We start from the raw sequence: 17,554 nt of genomic DNA, 5'->3' as shown, positions 1-17,554 counted from the left end.
GTATCGTATATTTTGGAATACTATTTTATTTATAATTATTCGATGTGGGTGAATTAATTATATTGTTGACAATATAATTAATCGTGTGATAAATTCAATCAATCTTCTAAAAATACGCTTGTTAACAAGCATGTTTTTAGAAGATTGATTTTTCTGATTTTTAGGTATGTAATTTGTGGAGTTTATATAGGGAGTGAAAGTAAAGTATGAATATTATTAATGTGTAATAGCAACAGTAATAAAGATTGTAATGAGTAAGGGATAATTTTGAAAAAGAGGTTTCTACGAATGAGTTTATTTATAAAGAAAGCAATGAATGAAGAAAAGAAAAACGTGTTACAGCAAACTTTAGGAGCAATTGATTTAACGCTTTTAGGAATTGGAGCAATTATTGGTACAGGCATTTTCGTATTAACAGGTATTGTAGCAGCGAAACATGCTGGTCCAGCAATTGTATTATCTTTCATGTTAGCTGCAATTGTATGTGCTTGTGTAGCTTTTTGTTATGCTGAATTTGCATCTACAGTCCCGGTCTCAGGAAGTGTGTATTCGTATACGTATATGACATTAGGTGAGATTTTTGCTTTTATAGTTGGCTGGTGTGTTATGTTAGAGTACTTATTAGCTACTTCTGCGGTGGCGGCGGGATGGTCAGCCTATTTTCAGTCATTGCTACTAGGGTTTAATATTCATATTCCGGCAATCGTTGCTTCTGCACCAGGGATGGGGAATGGCGGGATTATCGACTTGCCAGCGGTTATTATTATTTTAGTTGTTACATTTTTACTAAGTCGTGGTGTGAAAGAAAGTGCACGTATAAATAATATAATGGTTATTATCAAACTGGCTGTTATTTTAGTATTTATTATTGTAGGAGCAAACTATGTAAAGCCAGAGAATTGGCAGCCGTTTCTTCCTTTTGGATACCATGGTGTTATTGGAGGAGCTGCTACTGTATTTTTTGCCTTTTTAGGTTTCGATGCAGTTGCAACAGCAGCAGAGGAAGTGAAACGCCCACAACGTAACGTTCCAATTGGATTACTTGTCTCTTTATGCATTTGTACAATTCTTTATGTTGGTGTTTCATTCGTGTTAACTGGAATGGTTCCATTTACGGATCTGAATGTAGCTGATCCAGTAGCATATGCACTGCGTATTGTAGGAGAGGATAGAATTGCTGGTCTATTATCAGTTGGAGCGATAGCTGGTTTAACAACAGTTCTGTTAGTTGCTATGTTCGCATTTGTTCGAGTATCATACTCGATGAGCCGAGATGGATTGTTACCAAAAAGATTTTCGAGTGTTCATAAACGTTATCAAACACCATTTTTTAATACATGGATTACGGGTATTCTTGCGGCTGTATTAGCAGGTTTATTGGACTTGAATTTGTTGGCAAATTTAGTGAATGTGGGAACGATAACAGCTTTCATATTTGTATCTATAGCTGTAATTGTATTAAGGAAGACACATCCTAATTTGAAAAGACCGTTCCGTGCTCCGTTAGTTCCATTCTTACCTATACTTGCGATAGTAAGTTGTTTATATTTAGCATTAAATCTTTCTAAAACCACTTTAATCAGTTTTGCAATTTGGGTTATTGTAGGTATTTTTATTTATTTTATATACGCGAAAAAACATAGTAAGATTAGAAATAAAGTATAAGGTATTACAATGATGGTTGTAGGCTAAAGTTTTTTTTTACCTATAGCCATTTTTATTTGTGCACACCTTATTTTCGTGTTAACATAAAGCGAATTTTTTAAGGGAGAGAAAGAGATGAAATGGATTTATTTTATTATTATCAACGTTATAGCATTTAGTATGATGGGGCTTGATAAGCGAAAAGCAAAGAAAAAGCAGTGGAGAACGCCAGAAAGTACATTGTTTTTATCAGCTGCAGCTGGAGGAGCGGTTGGAGCTTGGATTGGTATGTATATGTTTCATCATAAGACACATAAAAGTAAATTTGTCTTCGGTATTCCGGCGCTCGTTATTATAACAGTAGGAGTGTTTTTATACATATAACGGATTTGCAAGAGGAATGTCGAAAGAAATGCAGATTGAATATTGGTAAAGTAAGTATGTGAGACCTTATAATGAAGAAAAAAAGAGAAGAGGAGAACAGGGAAGATGGGGAGTCAAACAGCAGAGCAAAAGCAGGGGATTATATATGCGGCGGGTGCGTATACGATGTGGGGAGTTCTTCCGATTTATTGGAAATGGGTGGAGGAAGTACCGGCGGATGAAATATTAGCACACCGCATCGTTTGGGCATTTGTTTTTATGTTGTTAGTTTTAGGAGTAACGAAGAGGTTTCGTCAGTTTGGTGGGGAGTTAGTGGCCCTTTTTAAACGACCTAAATTATTAATGTCATTAACAATTGCTTCGGTACTTATTAGTGGAAACTGGTTTGTATACATATGGGCCGTAAATCATAACCATGTAATCGAAGCAAGTCTTGGGTATTATATTAATCCACTTATAAGTATTTTACTTGGTACAGTTGTTTTAAAAGAGAAGCTTAATTTTTGGCAATATGTTGCGGTTGGTTTAGCTGGATTAGGTGTTGTTATTTTAACGATACGTTTCGGATCAATTCCATGGGTTTCTCTTTCACTTGCTTTTTCATTTGGATTATATGGATTAACGAAAAAATTATTAAATTACGACGCAACAATTGGGCTTACGATGGAAACGATGTTAGTGACGCCATTTGCACTTATATATTTGTTTATGACAGGAGTTCATGGCTTTGGTTCGTTCGGTTCTATTTCGGCAATATCAACGTTTCTTTTAATAGGGGCGGGTATTGTTACAGCGTTACCACTCTTTTATTTTGCTAAAGGAGCACAACTTATTCCGCTCTATATGATAGGATTTTTACAATACATCGCGCCGACTATTAGTTTAATTTTAGGTGTGTTCGTTTTTGGTGAACATTTCACATCTACTCATATGATTGCGTTTTTCTGTATATGGATTGCTTTATTTGTCTTTTCAATGGCGAAAACAAAGTTTCTACTACAGAAACAACCAAAATTTATTAAAAATAAATCAGCAAAAGTATCATAATGCGTAGTATTTTCTACGTATTTTTCTTTATACTTATATTATATAGAAATTCCATTATAGTCAGTGAGGAGCTGAAAACATGGAAACAATTTTACATAATGACCCACTTATAGCAGCTGTAATTTCTTGGTTTTTAGCACAGTTAACGAAAGTCGTTTTTAAATTAATAAAAACAGGCGAGTTTGATTTTGCTAAGTTCTTTGCTTCAGGTGGAATGCCAAGTTCGCATGCTTCGACTGTTACTGCACTTGCTACAGGTGTCGGAGTGGTGGAAGGTGTGGAGAGTCCAATATTTGCGGTTGCCGCTATTTTTGCCATTATTGTTATGTACGATGCTTCAGGAGTAAGGCTTGCGGTAAGTAAGCAAGCGAAAATATTGAATGATTTTTTTCATGGTAGACAAACAGAATATAAAAAGTTAAATGAGCTCGTTGGACATACACCGTATCAAGTTGTTGTTGGTGCACTATTAGGAATTGTTGTCGGGGTTGGGTATTGTTTGTAAGCAGAATGTGTGTAATACACGTTCTGCTTTTCTTTGTTTTCATACATATTTAGCTAAGTTTTCGAATATCGTATACGGACTTAGAAAGGGTGGGTGAGCGGTGTGCTACTATATGACAAAGTGCGTGAGGAGATAGAGCGGAGAACGACTGCACTTCAAACGATGCAAAGGCAAGACGGAACGTGGTCATTTTGTTTTGAAGGAGCTTTACTAACGGATTGTCATATGATTTTTTTACTCAAATTATTAGGGCGAAATGACGAAATAGAACCGTTTGTGAAAAGGTTAGCATCTCTTCAAACAAATGAAGGGACTTGGAAATTATATGAAGATGAAAGGGGAGGGAATTTATCCGCCACGATTCAAGCATATGCTGCTTTACTTGCTTCGGAAAAATATTCGAAAGAAGATATGAATATGAGGCGAGCTGAAATGTTTATTGAGGAACACGGGGGAGTTTCTCGTGCTCATTTTATGACGAAATTTTTATTAGCGATTCATGGAGAATATGAATTTCCTGCGCTTTTTCACTTTCCAACGCCAATCTTATTTTTACAAGATGACTCCCCCCTCAGTATATTTGGGCTAAGCAGCTCAGCGCGTATACATTTAATTCCGATGATGATTTGTATGAATAAGAGATTCCGTGTAGAGAAAAAGTTATTGCCAAATTTAGATCATATTGCAGGCGGGGGTGGGCAATGGTTTCGAGAGGAGCGGTCTCCGCTGTTTCAATTGTTTTTAGGTGATGTGAAAAAGGTAATATCATATCCATTATCGTTACATCATAAAGGATACGAAGAAGTAGAGCGCTTTATGAAGGAGCGTATAGATGAAAATGGAACTTTGTATAGTTACGCGAGTGCTACGTTTTATATGATTTATGCTTTGCTTGCATTAGGGCACTCTATTCAGTCTCCAATTATTGAGAAAGCTGTGACAGGATTAAAATCTTATATATGGAAGATGGACAGAGGAAGTCATTTGCAAAATTCTCCTTCTACCGTATGGGATACCGCTTTACTTAGCTATTCATTGCAAGAAGCTAAAGTTACAAATGAAAATAAGATGATTCAAAGGGCGACAGAGTATTTATTGCAAAAACAACAAACTAAAAAGGTAGATTGGAGCGTACATGCATCATCACTTGTAGCTGGCGGTTGGGGATTTTCAGATGTTAATACGACGATCCCTGATATAGACGATACTACGGCTGTCCTTAGAGCGTTAGCGCGAAGTAGAGGGAATGATAGAGTAGATAAGGCTTGGGGAAGAGGCGTGAAATGGGTAAAAGGATTGCAAAACAATGATGGAGGCTGGGGAGCTTTTGAACGAGGGGTAACGAGCAAGTTACTATCGAATTTGCCGATTGAAAATGCGAGTGATATGATAACCGATCCGTCCACACCAGATATTACAGGTAGGGTGTTAGAATTATTCGGAACGTATGCACCGAATGAATTGTCTGAAGAGCGAAAAAAGAAAGCTATCAAATGGTTAATGGATGTACAGGAACAGAATGGATCATGGTATGGAAAATGGGGGATATGTTATATATACGGGACATGGGCAACGATGACAGGCTTACGTGCAGTAGAAGTGCCTTCTACTCATCCATCGTTGAAAAAAGCAGCTTCATGGCTCGAGCATTTGCAGCATGAAGACGGAGGGTGGGGAGAATCCTGTCAAAGTAGTGTAGAGAAAAAAATTATTTCTTTACCCTTTAGCACGCCGTCACAAACAGCGTGGGCACTTGATGCACTTATTTCTTACTACGATCAAGAAACACCGATTATTCGAAAAGGAATTTCATATTTGCTCGCGCAGTCTACTATGAATGAAAAATATCCTACTGGTACAGGGTTACCGGGTGGCTTTTATATTCGCTACCATAGTTATGGGCATATATATCCGTTACTTGCTTTAGCGCACTACGTAAAGAAATATAGAAAATAAACCGAGAGATACTCTCGGTTTATTTTGATGGGTAGTAGGTCCCTGTTGAAAAGAATAAGGAACGTTGTAGTGCCTTATTTTTCTGTTGATTGGCGTTTTTGACGTGCATCAGCGGCATTTGCACGTGCGTTTGCTTCTAAGTCATTGTGGTCAGCGAGTTCGCGAGCGAACTCAACATCAATGCCATCGGCAGCTTTGTTTCGATTTACATTCTTTTTTTTCATTCGACACAATCTCCTTGTGTTTTATCCCGCATAAACGGGTAGTAAAACTCCCACCTCAAAATTCAGATGGAACAAAGAAGCTAGGTGGGAGATTAACTGCCCGTAAATGCCCGATTGGTGAGGGCTAATAATCAGTGGGGGATGAACAAACCCCCCACTGATTAAAGTTTCACTTTATGCGACGTTGCAAAGTTAGTTTGACACAAATAGACTTTTTTATACAAAGAGGATTTGGAAAGCAGAGAGCCGAAATATACAATATAACTAATAGAAATGGGGGATAGGGATGGACTTGTTGAATGGGAAAACAGCTGTTGTAACGGGTGCTGCGCAGGGGATTGGAAAAGAAATCGCACGAGTTTTTGCAAAACTAGGGGCTAAAGTATTAATTAGTGATGTAAATGAAGAGAAGCTACAAGAAACGACACGTGAATTATCAGATGAAGGGTATGATGTGAGCTTATATCGATGTGATGTGAGTAATCAAAATGAAGCGAAGTCGTTAATTGAATATGCGGTGCAAAAATTTGGTACATTACATATTTTAGTGAATAACGCTGGGATTACAAAAGATGCAATGTTACATAAGATGGAGAAGTCTGCTTGGGAACAAGTATTACAAGTGAACTTAACTGGCGTTTTTTATTGTATGCAGCCAGCACTTCTTTATATGAGGCAACAACAATATGGACGGATTATTAATATTTCTTCTATTAGTAGGGAAGGAAATATTGGACAAGCAAATTATGCGGCTACAAAGGCAGGGGTTGTAGGCTTAACAAAAACAGCAGCGAAAGAGGTTGGAAGTTTTGGTATTACGTGTAATGCGATTTGTCCAGGGTTTATGGATACTGATATGACAAAAACAATACCGGATAAAGTAAAAGAAAAAATGGTTGGAGCGATTCCAGTTGGGAGAATCGGAACACCAGAAGATATTGCAAACGCAGCTGCCTTTTTAGCATCAGAGTATGCGTCTTATATTACAGGAGAGGTATTAAATGTGAGCGGCGGGTTGCAAGTGTAAGTGAATACATAATGAAAAGAACCTGACCGAGTATGGTCAGGTTCTTTCTCGTTAATTTAAGTTAATCCAAACGCTCTTCACTTCTGTATAGTTGTTCAGCGCGTAAGATCCCATTTCGCGGCCAAGGCCAGATTGTTTAAATCCTCCAAATGGAGATGCTGCATCAAAGACGTTATAACAGTTTACCCATACTGTACCTGCACGTACTTTGCTTGCAATATAATGTGCAGTTTTTACGTTTTCTGTCCATACACCAGCCGCTAAGCCGAATTGTGATTTATTCGCACGATCAATTACTTCATCAATATCGTTAAACGGTAATGCAGAAATAACTGGACCGAAAATTTCTTCTTTAGCGATTGTCATCTCATCATTTACATCAGCGAATACTGTAGGAGAAACGAAGTAACCTTGATCGAATGGTTTGTTTCCTCCGCAAAGTACTTCAGCACCTTCTGCAATGCCTTTTTCAATATAGCCCATTACACGTTTTTGCTGTTCTTCAGAAACGAGAGGTCCGATTGTAGTCTCTGGATTTAGACCAGCGCCTTGATTTAATTTTTTTGAATATAGAACGAGATCAGCCATGACATTATCGTACATTTTCTTCGGAATAAATAAGCGTGACCCAGCGCAGCACACTTGTCCTTGGTTAAACATAACACCAGAAAGGGCAGCAGGAATCGCTCGAGATAAGTCAGCGTCTGGTAAAATAATGTTTGGCGACTTACCACCAAGCTCTAATGTAACGCGTTTTAACGATTCAGATGCTTGTCTCATAATTTGTTTGCCGACTGGAGTAGAGCCTGTAAATGCAATTTTATCTACGAGTGGATGATTAACGAGAGCTTGTCCAGCTGTTTCACCGAATCCAGGAACGATGTTAATAACGCCTTTCGGGAATCCAGCTTCTTCAATTAATTCAGCTAAGTATAGAGCGGATAGTGGAGTTTGTTCTGCAGGTTTTAAAACGATTGTACATCCTGTTGCAAGGGCTGCACCCATTTTCCACATTGCCATAAGAAGTGGGAAGTTCCATGGGATAATTTGACCGACAACACCAACAGCTTCATGGCGTGTATAGTTAAAATATTCACCAGAAACAGGGATTGTTTGTCCAACGATTTTTGTAGCCCAGCCAGCATAATAGCGCATATGTTCAATTGCAAGAGGAACGTCTGCTGCTAAAGTTTCGCGGATTGGTTTTCCGTTATCTAAAGTTTCAAGCTGTGCCAGCTCTTCTTTATGCTCTTCCATTAAATCAGCGAGCTTGTACATAAGACGGCTTCGTTCAGCGGTGCTCATGCGTGACCAAGGACCTTCATCGAAAGCCATTCGAGCAGCTACAACAGCTTTATGAATGTCTTCGCGACCAGCTTCAGCAACGATAGCGAGTGTTTCACCAGTTGCTGGGTTAGGAGTTTTAAACGTTTTTCCGGAAGCGCTTTCGATGAACGCTCCGTTCACATATAGTTTCTTTGTGCCTTGAAGAAATTTCTCTACCTTTTCATGAAGATTTACAGCTAGTTGACTCATTGTATAACCCCCTTGAAAATATAATTTAAACGCAGTACGAGACGGCGTTTATTCCGAAATCAAGGATGTGGGAACTAGATGAAAAGCCTCTACTTAAAATCATAAATAACAAATGCTGAAAATTCAAATTTCATTTTCATTACAATTGTAAAAAATATGTAATGAAACATTGTATTCTATATAATTACAAAAAATCCTGCGCGTTTTTGTTTTCTAGTAGGAAAAACTAGAAGAACAGTGGTACAATTATACATCGTGAGAGGGGGAAGAAAATGAAGAATTATCATGATGATCCGCGCTTTCGAGTTGCCTATAGAGAAGCGTTAATTGGTCTTGGATTAGCTATTATTAATTTTATAATATGGTATGGATTTGCTTATGGACTTGGAAGTAAGGATCCGAGTGAATATACATATGTATTAGGTTTTCCAGCATGGTTTTTTTATAGCTGTATCGTTGGATTTATCGTAATGGTTATTTTGCTTATTTTAGTTGTTCGTTTTTTATTTCAAGATATTTTACTCGATGAGGAAGAAAAAAGTGAGGAATGATAGATGAATTGGTATGTAATAATCCCAATGATAATTTCTTTTATCGTTGTGTTTTTAATTGGTGTATATGCATCAAGACGTGTACAAGCAACCGCTAATAATAAATTTTTACAAGAATATTTTCTTGGTGGGCGTGAACTAGGTGGCTTATTATTAGCTATGACGATGATTGCTACGTACGGTAGTGCAAGTAGCTTTATCGGCGGGCCTGGTATTGCTTACAATATGGGTCTTGGATGGGTGCTGTTATCAGCGATTCAAGTTGTAACAGGATATATCGTTTTGACGGTTATTGGTAAAAAGTTTGCTATTATCGCTAGGAAGATGGAAGCAATTACGCTTATTGATTATTTAAAGGGCAGATACAATAATAAAGCGGTAGTTGTTCTTTCTGCGTTATGTATTATAATCTTTTTGTTCTCAGCAACAGTAGCCCAGTGGGTTGGCGGCGGACGATTAATTGAGTCGCTAACAGGACTTTCCTACACAACGGCACTATTTTTATTTACATTTTCTGTACTTGTGTATGTGTTAATTGGCGGATTTCGTGCAGTCGCTTTATCAGATACGTTATTAGGAATCATTATGTTAGTCGGAACAACAATCATTTTAATTGCTACTGTCATTGCTGGTGGCGGAGTTGAAAAGATTATGCAGGAACTTATTCAAATTAATCCGAATTTAATAACACCGTTCGGAGCGGATGGAAGTTTAACGAAATCATATGTCACATCATTTTGGATTTTAATTGGAATTGGTGTCGTTGGATTACCGCAAATTAGTGTGCGTGCTATGTCTTATAAAAATTCAAAAGCTATGCACCAAGCATTAATCATTGGAACGGTTGTCGTCGGTACAATTATGATTGGTATGCATTTAACAGGTGTGTTTGCAAGAGTAGTCCTTCCAGGCATAACGGTACCAGATAAAGTAATGCCGCTACTCGCGATGGAAGTGTTGCCACCTTGGTTAGCTGGAGTTTTCTTAGCTGCACCAATGGCAGCGATAATGTCTACTGTGAACTCATTATTATTACTTGTAAGTTCGTCAATTATTAAAGATATATATGTGAACTACATAAATAAAGATGCAGCGGCTAGTACGATAAAAAAAGGAAGTCTGTGGATTACTGGTATCGTAGGACTGCTTGTTTATGCAGCGGCTATTAAACCACCAGATTTTTTAATTTGGTTAAATTTATTTTCTTTCGGTGGTTTAGAAGCAGCGTTCATTTGGCCGATTGTGTTAGGGTTATATTGGAAAAAGGGAAATGCAACTGGAGCTCTCGCATCTATTTTAGTTGGAGTAGGTTCCTATATGTTTATTCACCTTTGCTATCCTAATCCATTCGGTATACATACAGTTGTTTTCCCGATTTGCTTTGCATTTATTGCGTATATAATTGGTAGTATGTTTACGATGAAAAAAGTAGCATAAAAATATTGAAAAACGTAGGGACTTCTAATGCGAAGTTCCTACGTTTTTTGTTTATACAAAATTTTCTTTTTCAGTCTGTATTCCGCCATACATTCATAAAGTAATAACAATTGATGGGATGGAGTTGAGGTCTATGAAAAAAATATTATTTTTAGGAGACCCAGGAATTGATGACTCTTTAGCAATTATGTATGGATTGTTACATCCTGATATTGATATTGTTGGTGTCGTAACGGGATATGGAAATGTAACACAAGAAAAGGCGACAAGTAATGCGGCTTATTTATTGCAAATGGCAGGGCGAGAAGATATACCTGTTATTAATGGTGCGAAAATTCCTTTATCCGGAGATTTTGTGACGTATTATCCGGAGATTCACGGTGCAGATGGCTTAGGACCAATTAAGCCTCCGAAAGCCTTTTCTCCAAATATAAAATCATTTTGTGCATTTTTCGATATTCTTGAAAAGTATAAAGGAGAATTAATCATTGTTGATGCTGGCAGGTCAACAACATTGGCGACGGCATTTATTTTAGAAAAACCGATGATGAAGTACGTGAAAGAATATTATATAATGGGCGGTGCTTTTTTAATGCCCGGAAATGTTACGCCAGTCGCGGAGGCAAATTTTCATGGAGACCCAATTGCATCACAATTAGTTATGCAAAATGCAAAAAATGTGACATTAATACCGCTTAACGTTACTTCAGAAGCGATTATTACACCGGAAATGGTGAAATATATTACGAAACATTCTAAAACGAATTTCAAGAAATTAATAGAACCGATTTTCAATTATTATTATAAAGCTTATAAAAACCTAAATCCTAAAATAACAGGAAGCCCAGTGCACGATGTAGTTACGATGATGGTAGCGGTAAATCCATCTCTTTTAGATTACGTGTATCGCCGTGTTGATGTCGATACGATTGGAGCTGCAAAAGGAGAGAGTATCGCTGATTTTCGCCCGCAGCCTGAAGCGAAAGCATTGAAAAATTGGGTGAGAATTGGTTGGTCATTACATTATAAAAAGTTTCTTGAGGATTTTGTGAAAACTATGACGTAGACATAATAGGAACATGCAAGTTAAAATAATGGAGATGATTATTTAAATAATCATCTCCATTATTTTGTTTTTAAGAGATAAATAGAGAAGAGTTACACAATAGGAGAGGAATTTCACTTGAAAAAAACTATAGTATGCGCAGTGATTGTGGGTATTTTTGTTTTGCTGATATCGGGTAACTTTTTAGTGAAAAAGGTGTGGAGTTCAAATAATGATGATGCGCAGTACATCGCATCCTTTATTGAAGAGCATAAAAATGAAAAAAATAGCGCTCTTCTAGTAAAGAGAAATGATAAAGTTGTGTATTCTGTAAATCCAGATGTTGTATTGCCAGTTGCTAGTACGATGAAGTTAATTGTGGCGCTTGAATATACGAAACAAGTTACAGAGGGGAAAATCGATCCGTCTAGTTTCGTTTCAATTAATGATGTGAATCGTTATTATGTGCCGAGTACAGATGGTGGTGCACAAGATAGATGGCAAAATTATTTACAAAAAAAAGAAAAGATAACTGAAGGAGCGGTTTCTTTAGAAGAAGTTGCAAAAGGAATGGTTAAGTTTAGTTCTAATGCAAATACTGAATATTTAATGGAGGTATTAGGATTAGACAATATTAATCGGAATTTACAAAGTTTAGCGCTTCCTGCACATCAACCGCTATTTCCGATCGTTTCATCTTTATACATTCCGGGATATTTGCATAAAGAATTACATGTTCCAAAATATAAAATAGAGAAAAAGTTAAAAGAAATGTCTCAAGAGCAATATCGTGAATATGCTATGATTATTCATGAACGCTTAAAAAAGAAGGGACCATTATTACAGAAGGAAATTCCTCTGTATTTAGAGGAACGATATGATAAAATTTGGTCGGATAGATTGCCGGCTGCGTCCGCTAACGATTATATGGTACTGCTTCAAAAGGCCAATCATCAAGGTGGTCTTACAGAAGCGGAAGAAAAAGTGTGGGCGAATATCGTTGAAACAGATATGAGTGCAAAGAAATATCGTAAAACATTCAGGCATGCCGGGCAAAAGAATGGTTATACACCATGGACGGTAACAAAAGCAGTTTATGCAATGGATAAACGCGGAAACTGTACAGAAATTGTTTTCTTGGCAAATAATTTAAATGAAGATGACAGTGCTGAAATACGTAAACATTTAGCAAATCTACACTTCCAAGTGTTGCAAAGTGATAAGTATGATGCGACTTTTATTAAATAAACTCGGTGCTATGAGCGCCGAGTTTATTTTTATGTACAAGCACTTTTTCACCATCGCTGGGTATGATGGGTAGTAACACTTAGGCGAAAGGGGAAAAGGTGATGAAACAGAGTAAAGAAGAGTTTATTAAAAATGAAGGCGCTGATTTCCCTGGGAAAACATATGTAGATTGTGTATTACAGCACGTATTTAATTTTCAGCGTAATTATTTATTAAAAGATATGTTTCAAGTGCATAGGGCACATATTACTATGTTAACTGAAGAAAAGTTAATGAAAAGAGAAGAAGCGAAAGTTATATTAACCGCACTTAAAAAAGTAGAGGGGATTCCAAAGGAGAAGTTGCTATATACAGAGCAACATGAAGATCTTTTTTTCTTAGTTGAACATTTGCTTTCTCAAGAAGCAAAGTGTGAATTTGTAAGTAATATGCATATCGGTAGAAGTAGAAATGATATGGGTGTAACGATGTATCGCATGAGTTTACGGCAATTTGTATTACGGTTAATGGAACATCATTTATTGCTGCAAGAAAGTATGCTGGAGCTTGCCGATGAACATATGGAAACAATTATGCCCGCGTATACACATACACAACCGGCGCAGCCAACAACATTTGGTCATTATGTTTTGGCAATTTATGATACGATGCAACGAGATTTAGAAAGAATGAAAAAAGCGTATCATCTTGTAAATCATTCTCCAATGGGGGCAGCTGCCCTTTCTACAACAAGCTTCCCGATTAAGCGAGAACGAGTGGCACAGTTGCTTGGATTTACAAATGTAATTGAGAACTCATATGATGCTGTTGCTGGGGCGGATTATTTATTAGAAGTTAGTTCGTTACTAATGGTTATTATGACGAACACGAGTAGGTGGATTCATGATTTTTTACTATTAGCGACGAAAGAATATGATGGGATTACTGTAGCGAAGCCATATGTGCAAATAAGTAGTATTATGCCGCAAAAACGAAATCCTGTTTCAATTGAACATGCCCGTGCTATTACGAGTAGTGCTTTAGGGGAAGCCTTTACTGTATTTCAAATGATTCATAATACACCATTTGGCGATATTGTCGATACGGAGGATGACTTGCAGCCGTATTTATATAAAGGAATCGAAAAGGCGATTCGTGTTTTTTGTATTATGAACGCAGTTATTCGAACGATGAAAGTAGAAGAGGAAACGTTAAAAAGTCGTTCATATAAACACGCGATTACGATTACAGATTTCGCAGATGTTTTAACAAAAAACTATGAAATACCATTTCGGCATGCACATCATGCAGCAAGTGCGATTGCGAATATGTCATTGGAGCAGAAAAAGGAGTTACATGAATTAAATTTCAAAGACATAAATGTATACTTACAAGAAAATTTGAAAGTAAATTTATTAGAAGAAGAGTGGAAAGAAATCATATCACCAGAAGCTTTTATTCAAAAAAGAAATGTATATGGTGGACCGAGTAAAAAAGAGATGGAGCGTATGATTAATAAACGTAAAGAATCGTTTAGAAAAGAAGAGGAGCTATTTGAGAAGGAAAAGAAGAGAGTGTTGCATGCTGAAAATGATTTGAACACATTAGTTTCAAATATTATTGAATCGTAAAAGAAGGATTTAATGAATTAATCGCCAATACTTTATTTAAATATAAATTGAGGGAAGAGATTGTCGATGATTCAATTACAAGTATATGAAAATGTTATTCATTTTAAAGAGGATGTTATACCATTTTTAGAAAAGAATGAGCAGGAGAATAATTTGCTATTAGGTGTATTACAAGTTGCTGAAGAGCCGATGTTTATGGCGGCAGCGAAACAAGGGGAAGAAGTTACGATTGTATTTCTTCAAACAGTGGAGAAACAAGTTATTGTAGCTACATCTGAAATTTCGGAAGAGGCTATAGTGGAACTTGCAAAGCAATTAACGAATGTATATCCAGATATTCCTGGATTGATTGGTAATAAAAAAATCGTACAGAAATTAGCTGAAGAGATTGCGATATTAGAACAGAAAAAAACTACACTTGGAATGGAACAAGGTGTATATGAATTAAAACAAGTAAAGAAGAAGTGGAGCGGAGATGGAATTTTTCGAGCAGTAAATAGTGATGAGTTGCCATTAATAGAACAGTGGATATATCAATTTTGTGAAGATGTGAAGCTTCCTATTACGAAAGAAGAAGCAAAACAAACTGCATATACACTAATAACTACTAACCGTCTATTTGGTCTGGAGGTGGGCGGAAAACTAGTCTCTGTAGCTGCAAAAACGAGACCGACTACAAATAATATAACAGTCAATTTCGTTTATACGCCGAAAGAAGAACGAAAAAAAGGATATGCATCTATTTGTGTAGCCGGACTTAGTCAACGTATGTTAGATGAAGGCTACAAAACAACGACATTATATACTGATCTAGCCAATCCAACGTCTAATAAAATTTATCAAGAAATTGGTTATGAGAAGATTATGGAGTCGGTACTTATATTTTTAGAGAAATAGAACAAAAAGGCGCGCTAATTTAGCGTGCCTTTTTGTTATTCATCAATTCGAATAACTTCGCCTTGCGGAAAGTCTTCATTCTCTAATAAGTTACGAATAGCTTTCGCAACATATTCAGGTGACAGTAGCTTTCCTTCTTCTTTTAATGCGGTGAATCGTTCTAAGTTAATAAAGTCTTCCTTATTTGTTTCACGAATTTGTGCTTGCATATTTGTATCAACAACACCCGGTGCGAAAGCGACAGTTTTTACAGGATATTCTTTCTCTACTTCCTCAGTAGCTACGCACTGTGTAAACATATTTACACCAGCTTTCGTTGTACAATAAGCTCCCCATCCGAAATAAGGATTTTTTCCTGCACCAGATGAAATATTTATAATGCGTTTATCTACTTTCCAGTCTTTCGTCTGTTTCATGAAAGTGGAAGTAAGGATCATCGGCGCAATTAAATTAATATGAACGTTCGTAATGAATTGTTCACTTTCTGATTTTTCGATGGGTTTTATTGGTGCAACTGTGCCTGCATTATTAATTAAATGAATCGATGAGACATTGTCTTTTTGAATAGATGAAAAGACTTCGTTAAAATGAGTTTCTAAATTATGTACATCTTGAAGATCTATGGAATGGAAAATACAATTGCTGTCGTTTTGCTCTGCGAGTTTTGCAAGCTGTTTATTTTCTCTTCTAGAAATAGAGATAACGGTTGTATTTTCTTCTAACAATTGCACGGCGATTGCCTCACCTAAACCTTGTGAAGTTCCTGTTACGATAACGTAGCGCATAGTGTAGCAAACTCCTCTCATATGTGTGGGATTTTGTTGGACAACGTATACAGTATAGCATCATTATTATTAATTCTTCACTTCTAACAACCGGTAAGATTGTCACGTTTAGTATTTCTGAGGAGAGGGAAGATGAATATTCCCTATATGTTAGACTAATGAAAAGGAGTGGGAAATATGAGATATAAAATGGGACTATATAATGAGCCTTTTCAATCTATTTATTCGGGTAAAAAAGTATTTGAAGTTAGATTGTATGATAAAAAGCGTCAACAAATAAAACATGGTGATGAAATTGTATTTACCAACCTTACGACGGCAGAAACAATTATTGTAAAGGTAACAGAGACAAAGCGATACGAGAGTTTTAAGGAAATGTACAAACAAATTGATGGAAAATTATTTGATTGTGAAAATGTTAGCTTAGAGGAAATGTTAGAAAGTACATACAAAATCTATACGAAAGAACAAGAAAAAGAATGGGGAACAGTTGCGATTGGTGTTGAGGTAATAAAGTGAGAAGAAATCGTGGTGCAGCTATTATTGTACAGGACGGTAAAATCGCTCTTATAAAACGTGTTCGAGAAGGTGAGGTGTATTTTGTTTTTCCAGGCGGGGGAATTGAAGAAGGAGAAACACCTGAAGAAGCAACGAAGCGAGAGGTTTATGAAGAATTAGGGGTACATATACAAGTGGAGCATTTGATTGCAATGGTGGAGTATAAAGGTACGGAGTATTATTATAATGCCCATACTACAGGTGGAGTTTTCGGAAGTGGTAAAGGCGATGAGTTCGAGTTGAAAGGTAGAGGGAGTTATACACCTTTATGGATACCGATAAATGAGTTGCTAAATGTAAATATAAAACCGTATGATGTGGCAAAAAATGTATTCGATTATTATAGGGAATAAGGTCTGACAACATACAAAAAAAACCATTGACATAGCCTTCTGATTTAAGTATTGTATTCGAGTATGTTTATAATCAGGAGGTTTATATGAGCAATCAAACTACTACACATCATGTGAAAATGACAACAGCAGATCCATCTGGAATCGGTCTCTTTGGATTAGCGATGGTAACACTTGTAGCATCATCTCAAAAATTAGGCTTAACAGATGGCGTTTCACTTGTATTACCATGGGCAATCTTTTTAGGAGGATTTGCACAAATCTTTGCATGCATTCACGATGCAAAGCATAACAATACGTTCGGTACAACAGCATTTGGTGCGTACGGCCTATTTTGGTTAGGTGTTGGAATGACTTGGTTAATTCAACTTGGAGTATTTGGCGAAAAATTAGCCCAAACTGCAGATTCAAAACAGCTTGGTGTAGCCTTTATCGGATACTTGATTTTTACGATCTTTATGACAATTGGTGCAATGGAAACACACAAAGTATTATTTATGATTTTCGTCCTTATTGATTTCTTATTTATCGGTCTTTCATTAAGTACTTTAGGTGTTATGCCGCATGCAATGCATAATTTAGCAGCGTATTCTGAACTATGTATTTCATTATTATCTTTCTATGGTTCAGCAGCAGCTGTGTTAAATACACACTTCGAAAAAGTTGTATTACCAGTTGGAAAACCATTTGGTATTTTTAAAAAGTAATAAAAAAGAACGGATGATTGTATAGTCATCTGTTCTTTTT

At 36.7% G+C, this 17,554-nt stretch carries 18 protein-coding genes; 15 read left to right on the top strand and 3 right to left on the bottom strand.

The window, feature by feature from the left end; translation table 11 throughout:
• The first annotated feature begins 288 nt into the window (after nucleotides 1-288).
• The 5 genes from V7038_RS04980 to V7038_RS04960 all read left to right on the top strand — a co-directional run bounded on the left by V7038_RS04980 (nucleotide 289) and on the right by V7038_RS04960 (nucleotide 5,536).
• Complete coding sequence (locus V7038_RS04980) at nucleotides 289-1,665, top strand: APC family permease (RefSeq protein WP_002111094.1); 1,377 nt, start codon at nucleotides 289-291, stop codon at nucleotides 1,663-1,665.
• A gap of 114 nt (nucleotides 1,666-1,779) precedes the next feature.
• The gene (locus tag V7038_RS04975) at nucleotides 1,780-2,028 is read left to right on the top strand and encodes a DUF1294 domain-containing protein (protein ID WP_002111093.1); all 249 of its coding nucleotides are present in this window, start codon (nucleotides 1,780-1,782) and stop codon (nucleotides 2,026-2,028) included.
• 105 nt (nucleotides 2,029-2,133) lie between these two features.
• A complete protein-coding gene (gene rarD / locus V7038_RS04970; protein WP_002014350.1) occupies nucleotides 2,134-3,075 on the top strand; it encodes an EamA family transporter RarD in 942 nt (313 codons plus the stop codon).
• 79 nt (nucleotides 3,076-3,154) lie between these two features.
• The gene (locus tag V7038_RS04965; RefSeq protein WP_002111092.1) at nucleotides 3,155-3,580 is read left to right on the top strand and encodes a divergent PAP2 family protein; all 426 of its coding nucleotides are present in this window, start codon (nucleotides 3,155-3,157) and stop codon (nucleotides 3,578-3,580) included.
• Nucleotides 3,581-3,682: 102 nt separating this feature from the next.
• Nucleotides 3,683-5,536 (top strand): terpene cyclase/mutase family protein, encoded by a 1,854-nt coding sequence (locus V7038_RS04960; RefSeq protein WP_335469366.1) that lies wholly within the window; start codon nucleotides 3,683-3,685, stop codon nucleotides 5,534-5,536.
• Between the two features lie 74 nt (nucleotides 5,537-5,610).
• Here the strand turns inward: V7038_RS04960 and V7038_RS04955 are convergent, their stop codons facing one another.
• Nucleotides 5,611-5,760, bottom strand: a complete 150-nt coding sequence (locus tag V7038_RS04955; RefSeq protein WP_002066466.1) for a YfhD family protein — start codon at nucleotides 5,758-5,760, stop codon at nucleotides 5,611-5,613.
• A 286-nt stretch (nucleotides 5,761-6,046) separates the two neighbouring features.
• Here V7038_RS04955 and fabG point away from each other — a divergent pair, with 286 nt between their 5' ends.
• Nucleotides 6,047-6,787 carry a 3-oxoacyl-ACP reductase FabG gene (gene fabG / locus V7038_RS04950; RefSeq protein WP_002111090.1) on the top strand — a complete coding sequence of 247 codons (741 nt, stop codon included), beginning with the start codon at nucleotides 6,047-6,049 and terminating at the stop codon, nucleotides 6,785-6,787.
• Between the two features lie 51 nt (nucleotides 6,788-6,838).
• Here fabG and dhaS read toward each other — a convergent pair whose 3' ends face one another.
• Nucleotides 6,839-8,323, bottom strand: coding sequence for an aldehyde dehydrogenase DhaS (dhaS, locus tag V7038_RS04945; RefSeq protein WP_002111089.1), 1,485 nt, complete (start codon nucleotides 8,321-8,323; stop codon nucleotides 6,839-6,841).
• Between the two features lie 272 nt (nucleotides 8,324-8,595).
• Between dhaS and V7038_RS04940 the strand changes: the two genes are divergently transcribed.
• The 6 genes from V7038_RS04940 to V7038_RS04915 all read left to right on the top strand — a co-directional run bounded on the left by V7038_RS04940 (nucleotide 8,596) and on the right by V7038_RS04915 (nucleotide 15,111).
• The gene (locus tag V7038_RS04940; protein WP_335469364.1) at nucleotides 8,596-8,874 is read left to right on the top strand and encodes a YhdT family protein; all 279 of its coding nucleotides are present in this window, start codon (nucleotides 8,596-8,598) and stop codon (nucleotides 8,872-8,874) included.
• A gap of 3 nt (nucleotides 8,875-8,877) precedes the next feature.
• Entirely contained in the window at nucleotides 8,878-10,311 is a 1,434-nt protein-coding gene (panF, locus tag V7038_RS04935) for a sodium/pantothenate symporter (RefSeq protein WP_002111087.1), read from the top strand.
• Nucleotides 10,312-10,444: 133 nt separating this feature from the next.
• A complete protein-coding gene (locus tag V7038_RS04930) occupies nucleotides 10,445-11,377 on the top strand; it encodes a nucleoside hydrolase (protein WP_070128852.1) in 933 nt (310 codons plus the stop codon).
• A 117-nt stretch (nucleotides 11,378-11,494) separates the two neighbouring features.
• Nucleotides 11,495-12,604 (top strand): serine hydrolase, encoded by a 1,110-nt coding sequence (locus V7038_RS04925; RefSeq protein WP_002111085.1) that lies wholly within the window; start codon nucleotides 11,495-11,497, stop codon nucleotides 12,602-12,604.
• Between the two features lie 101 nt (nucleotides 12,605-12,705).
• On the top strand, nucleotides 12,706-14,214 hold the full coding sequence (gene argH, locus V7038_RS04920) for an argininosuccinate lyase (protein WP_002111084.1): 1,509 nt from the start codon (nucleotides 12,706-12,708) through the stop codon (nucleotides 14,212-14,214).
• A 60-nt stretch (nucleotides 14,215-14,274) separates the two neighbouring features.
• Nucleotides 14,275-15,111 (top strand): GNAT family N-acetyltransferase, encoded by an 837-nt coding sequence (locus V7038_RS04915; RefSeq protein WP_002111081.1) that lies wholly within the window; start codon nucleotides 14,275-14,277, stop codon nucleotides 15,109-15,111.
• 35 nt (nucleotides 15,112-15,146) lie between these two features.
• Here the strand turns inward: V7038_RS04915 and V7038_RS04910 are convergent, their stop codons facing one another.
• Nucleotides 15,147-15,896, bottom strand: coding sequence for a (S)-benzoin forming benzil reductase (locus V7038_RS04910; RefSeq protein ID WP_002111080.1), 750 nt, complete (start codon nucleotides 15,894-15,896; stop codon nucleotides 15,147-15,149).
• A gap of 177 nt (nucleotides 15,897-16,073) precedes the next feature.
• Between V7038_RS04910 and V7038_RS04905 the strand changes: the two genes are divergently transcribed.
• The 3 genes from V7038_RS04905 (at nucleotide 16,074) to V7038_RS04895 (ending at nucleotide 17,514) form a co-directional block, all read left to right on the top strand.
• Nucleotides 16,074-16,415 (top strand): ASCH domain-containing protein, encoded by a 342-nt coding sequence (locus V7038_RS04905; RefSeq protein WP_070139786.1) that lies wholly within the window; start codon nucleotides 16,074-16,076, stop codon nucleotides 16,413-16,415.
• Nucleotides 16,412-16,807, top strand: a complete 396-nt coding sequence (locus V7038_RS04900; protein WP_335469361.1) for an NUDIX hydrolase — start codon at nucleotides 16,412-16,414, stop codon at nucleotides 16,805-16,807. The genes V7038_RS04905 and V7038_RS04900 overlap by 4 nt, the downstream gene beginning before the upstream one ends.
• Nucleotides 16,808-16,893: 86 nt before the next feature.
• Complete coding sequence (locus V7038_RS04895) at nucleotides 16,894-17,514, top strand: acetate uptake transporter (protein ID WP_002111076.1); 621 nt, start codon at nucleotides 16,894-16,896, stop codon at nucleotides 17,512-17,514.
• The last annotated feature ends 40 nt before the right edge of the window (nucleotides 17,515-17,554 follow it).

Origin of the sequence: Bacillus sp. JJ783 (assembly GCF_036963225.1) — a bacterium.
Taxonomy (GTDB): domain Bacteria; phylum Bacillota; class Bacilli; order Bacillales; family Bacillaceae_G; genus Bacillus_A; species Bacillus_A cereus_U.
This window is presented reverse-complemented; position numbering and strand designations above follow the sequence as displayed.

Coding starts and splice junctions, on each gene's coding strand:
- V7038_RS04980 (WP_002111094.1), top strand. CDS start 289: ATGAGTTTATTTATAAAGAAAGCAATGAATGAAGAAAAGAAAAACGTG.
- V7038_RS04975 (WP_002111093.1), top strand. CDS start 1,780: ATGAAATGGATTTATTTTATTATTATCAACGTTATAGCATTTAGTATG.
- rarD (WP_002014350.1), top strand. CDS start 2,134: ATGGGGAGTCAAACAGCAGAGCAAAAGCAGGGGATTATATATGCGGCG.
- V7038_RS04965 (WP_002111092.1), top strand. CDS start 3,155: ATGGAAACAATTTTACATAATGACCCACTTATAGCAGCTGTAATTTCT.
- V7038_RS04955 (WP_002066466.1), bottom strand. CDS start 5,760: ATGAAAAAAAAGAATGTAAATCGAAACAAAGCTGCCGATGGCATTGAT.
- fabG (WP_002111090.1), top strand. CDS start 6,047: ATGGACTTGTTGAATGGGAAAACAGCTGTTGTAACGGGTGCTGCGCAG.
- dhaS (WP_002111089.1), bottom strand. CDS start 8,323: ATGAGTCAACTAGCTGTAAATCTTCATGAAAAGGTAGAGAAATTTCTT.
- V7038_RS04940 (WP_335469364.1), top strand. CDS start 8,596: ATGAAGAATTATCATGATGATCCGCGCTTTCGAGTTGCCTATAGAGAA.
- panF (WP_002111087.1), top strand. CDS start 8,878: ATGAATTGGTATGTAATAATCCCAATGATAATTTCTTTTATCGTTGTG.
- V7038_RS04930 (WP_070128852.1), top strand. CDS start 10,445: ATGAAAAAAATATTATTTTTAGGAGACCCAGGAATTGATGACTCTTTA.
- argH (WP_002111084.1), top strand. CDS start 12,706: ATGAAACAGAGTAAAGAAGAGTTTATTAAAAATGAAGGCGCTGATTTC.
- V7038_RS04910 (WP_002111080.1), bottom strand. CDS start 15,896: ATGCGCTACGTTATCGTAACAGGAACTTCACAAGGTTTAGGTGAGGCA.
- V7038_RS04905 (WP_070139786.1), top strand. CDS start 16,074: ATGAGATATAAAATGGGACTATATAATGAGCCTTTTCAATCTATTTAT.
- V7038_RS04895 (WP_002111076.1), top strand. CDS start 16,894: ATGAGCAATCAAACTACTACACATCATGTGAAAATGACAACAGCAGAT.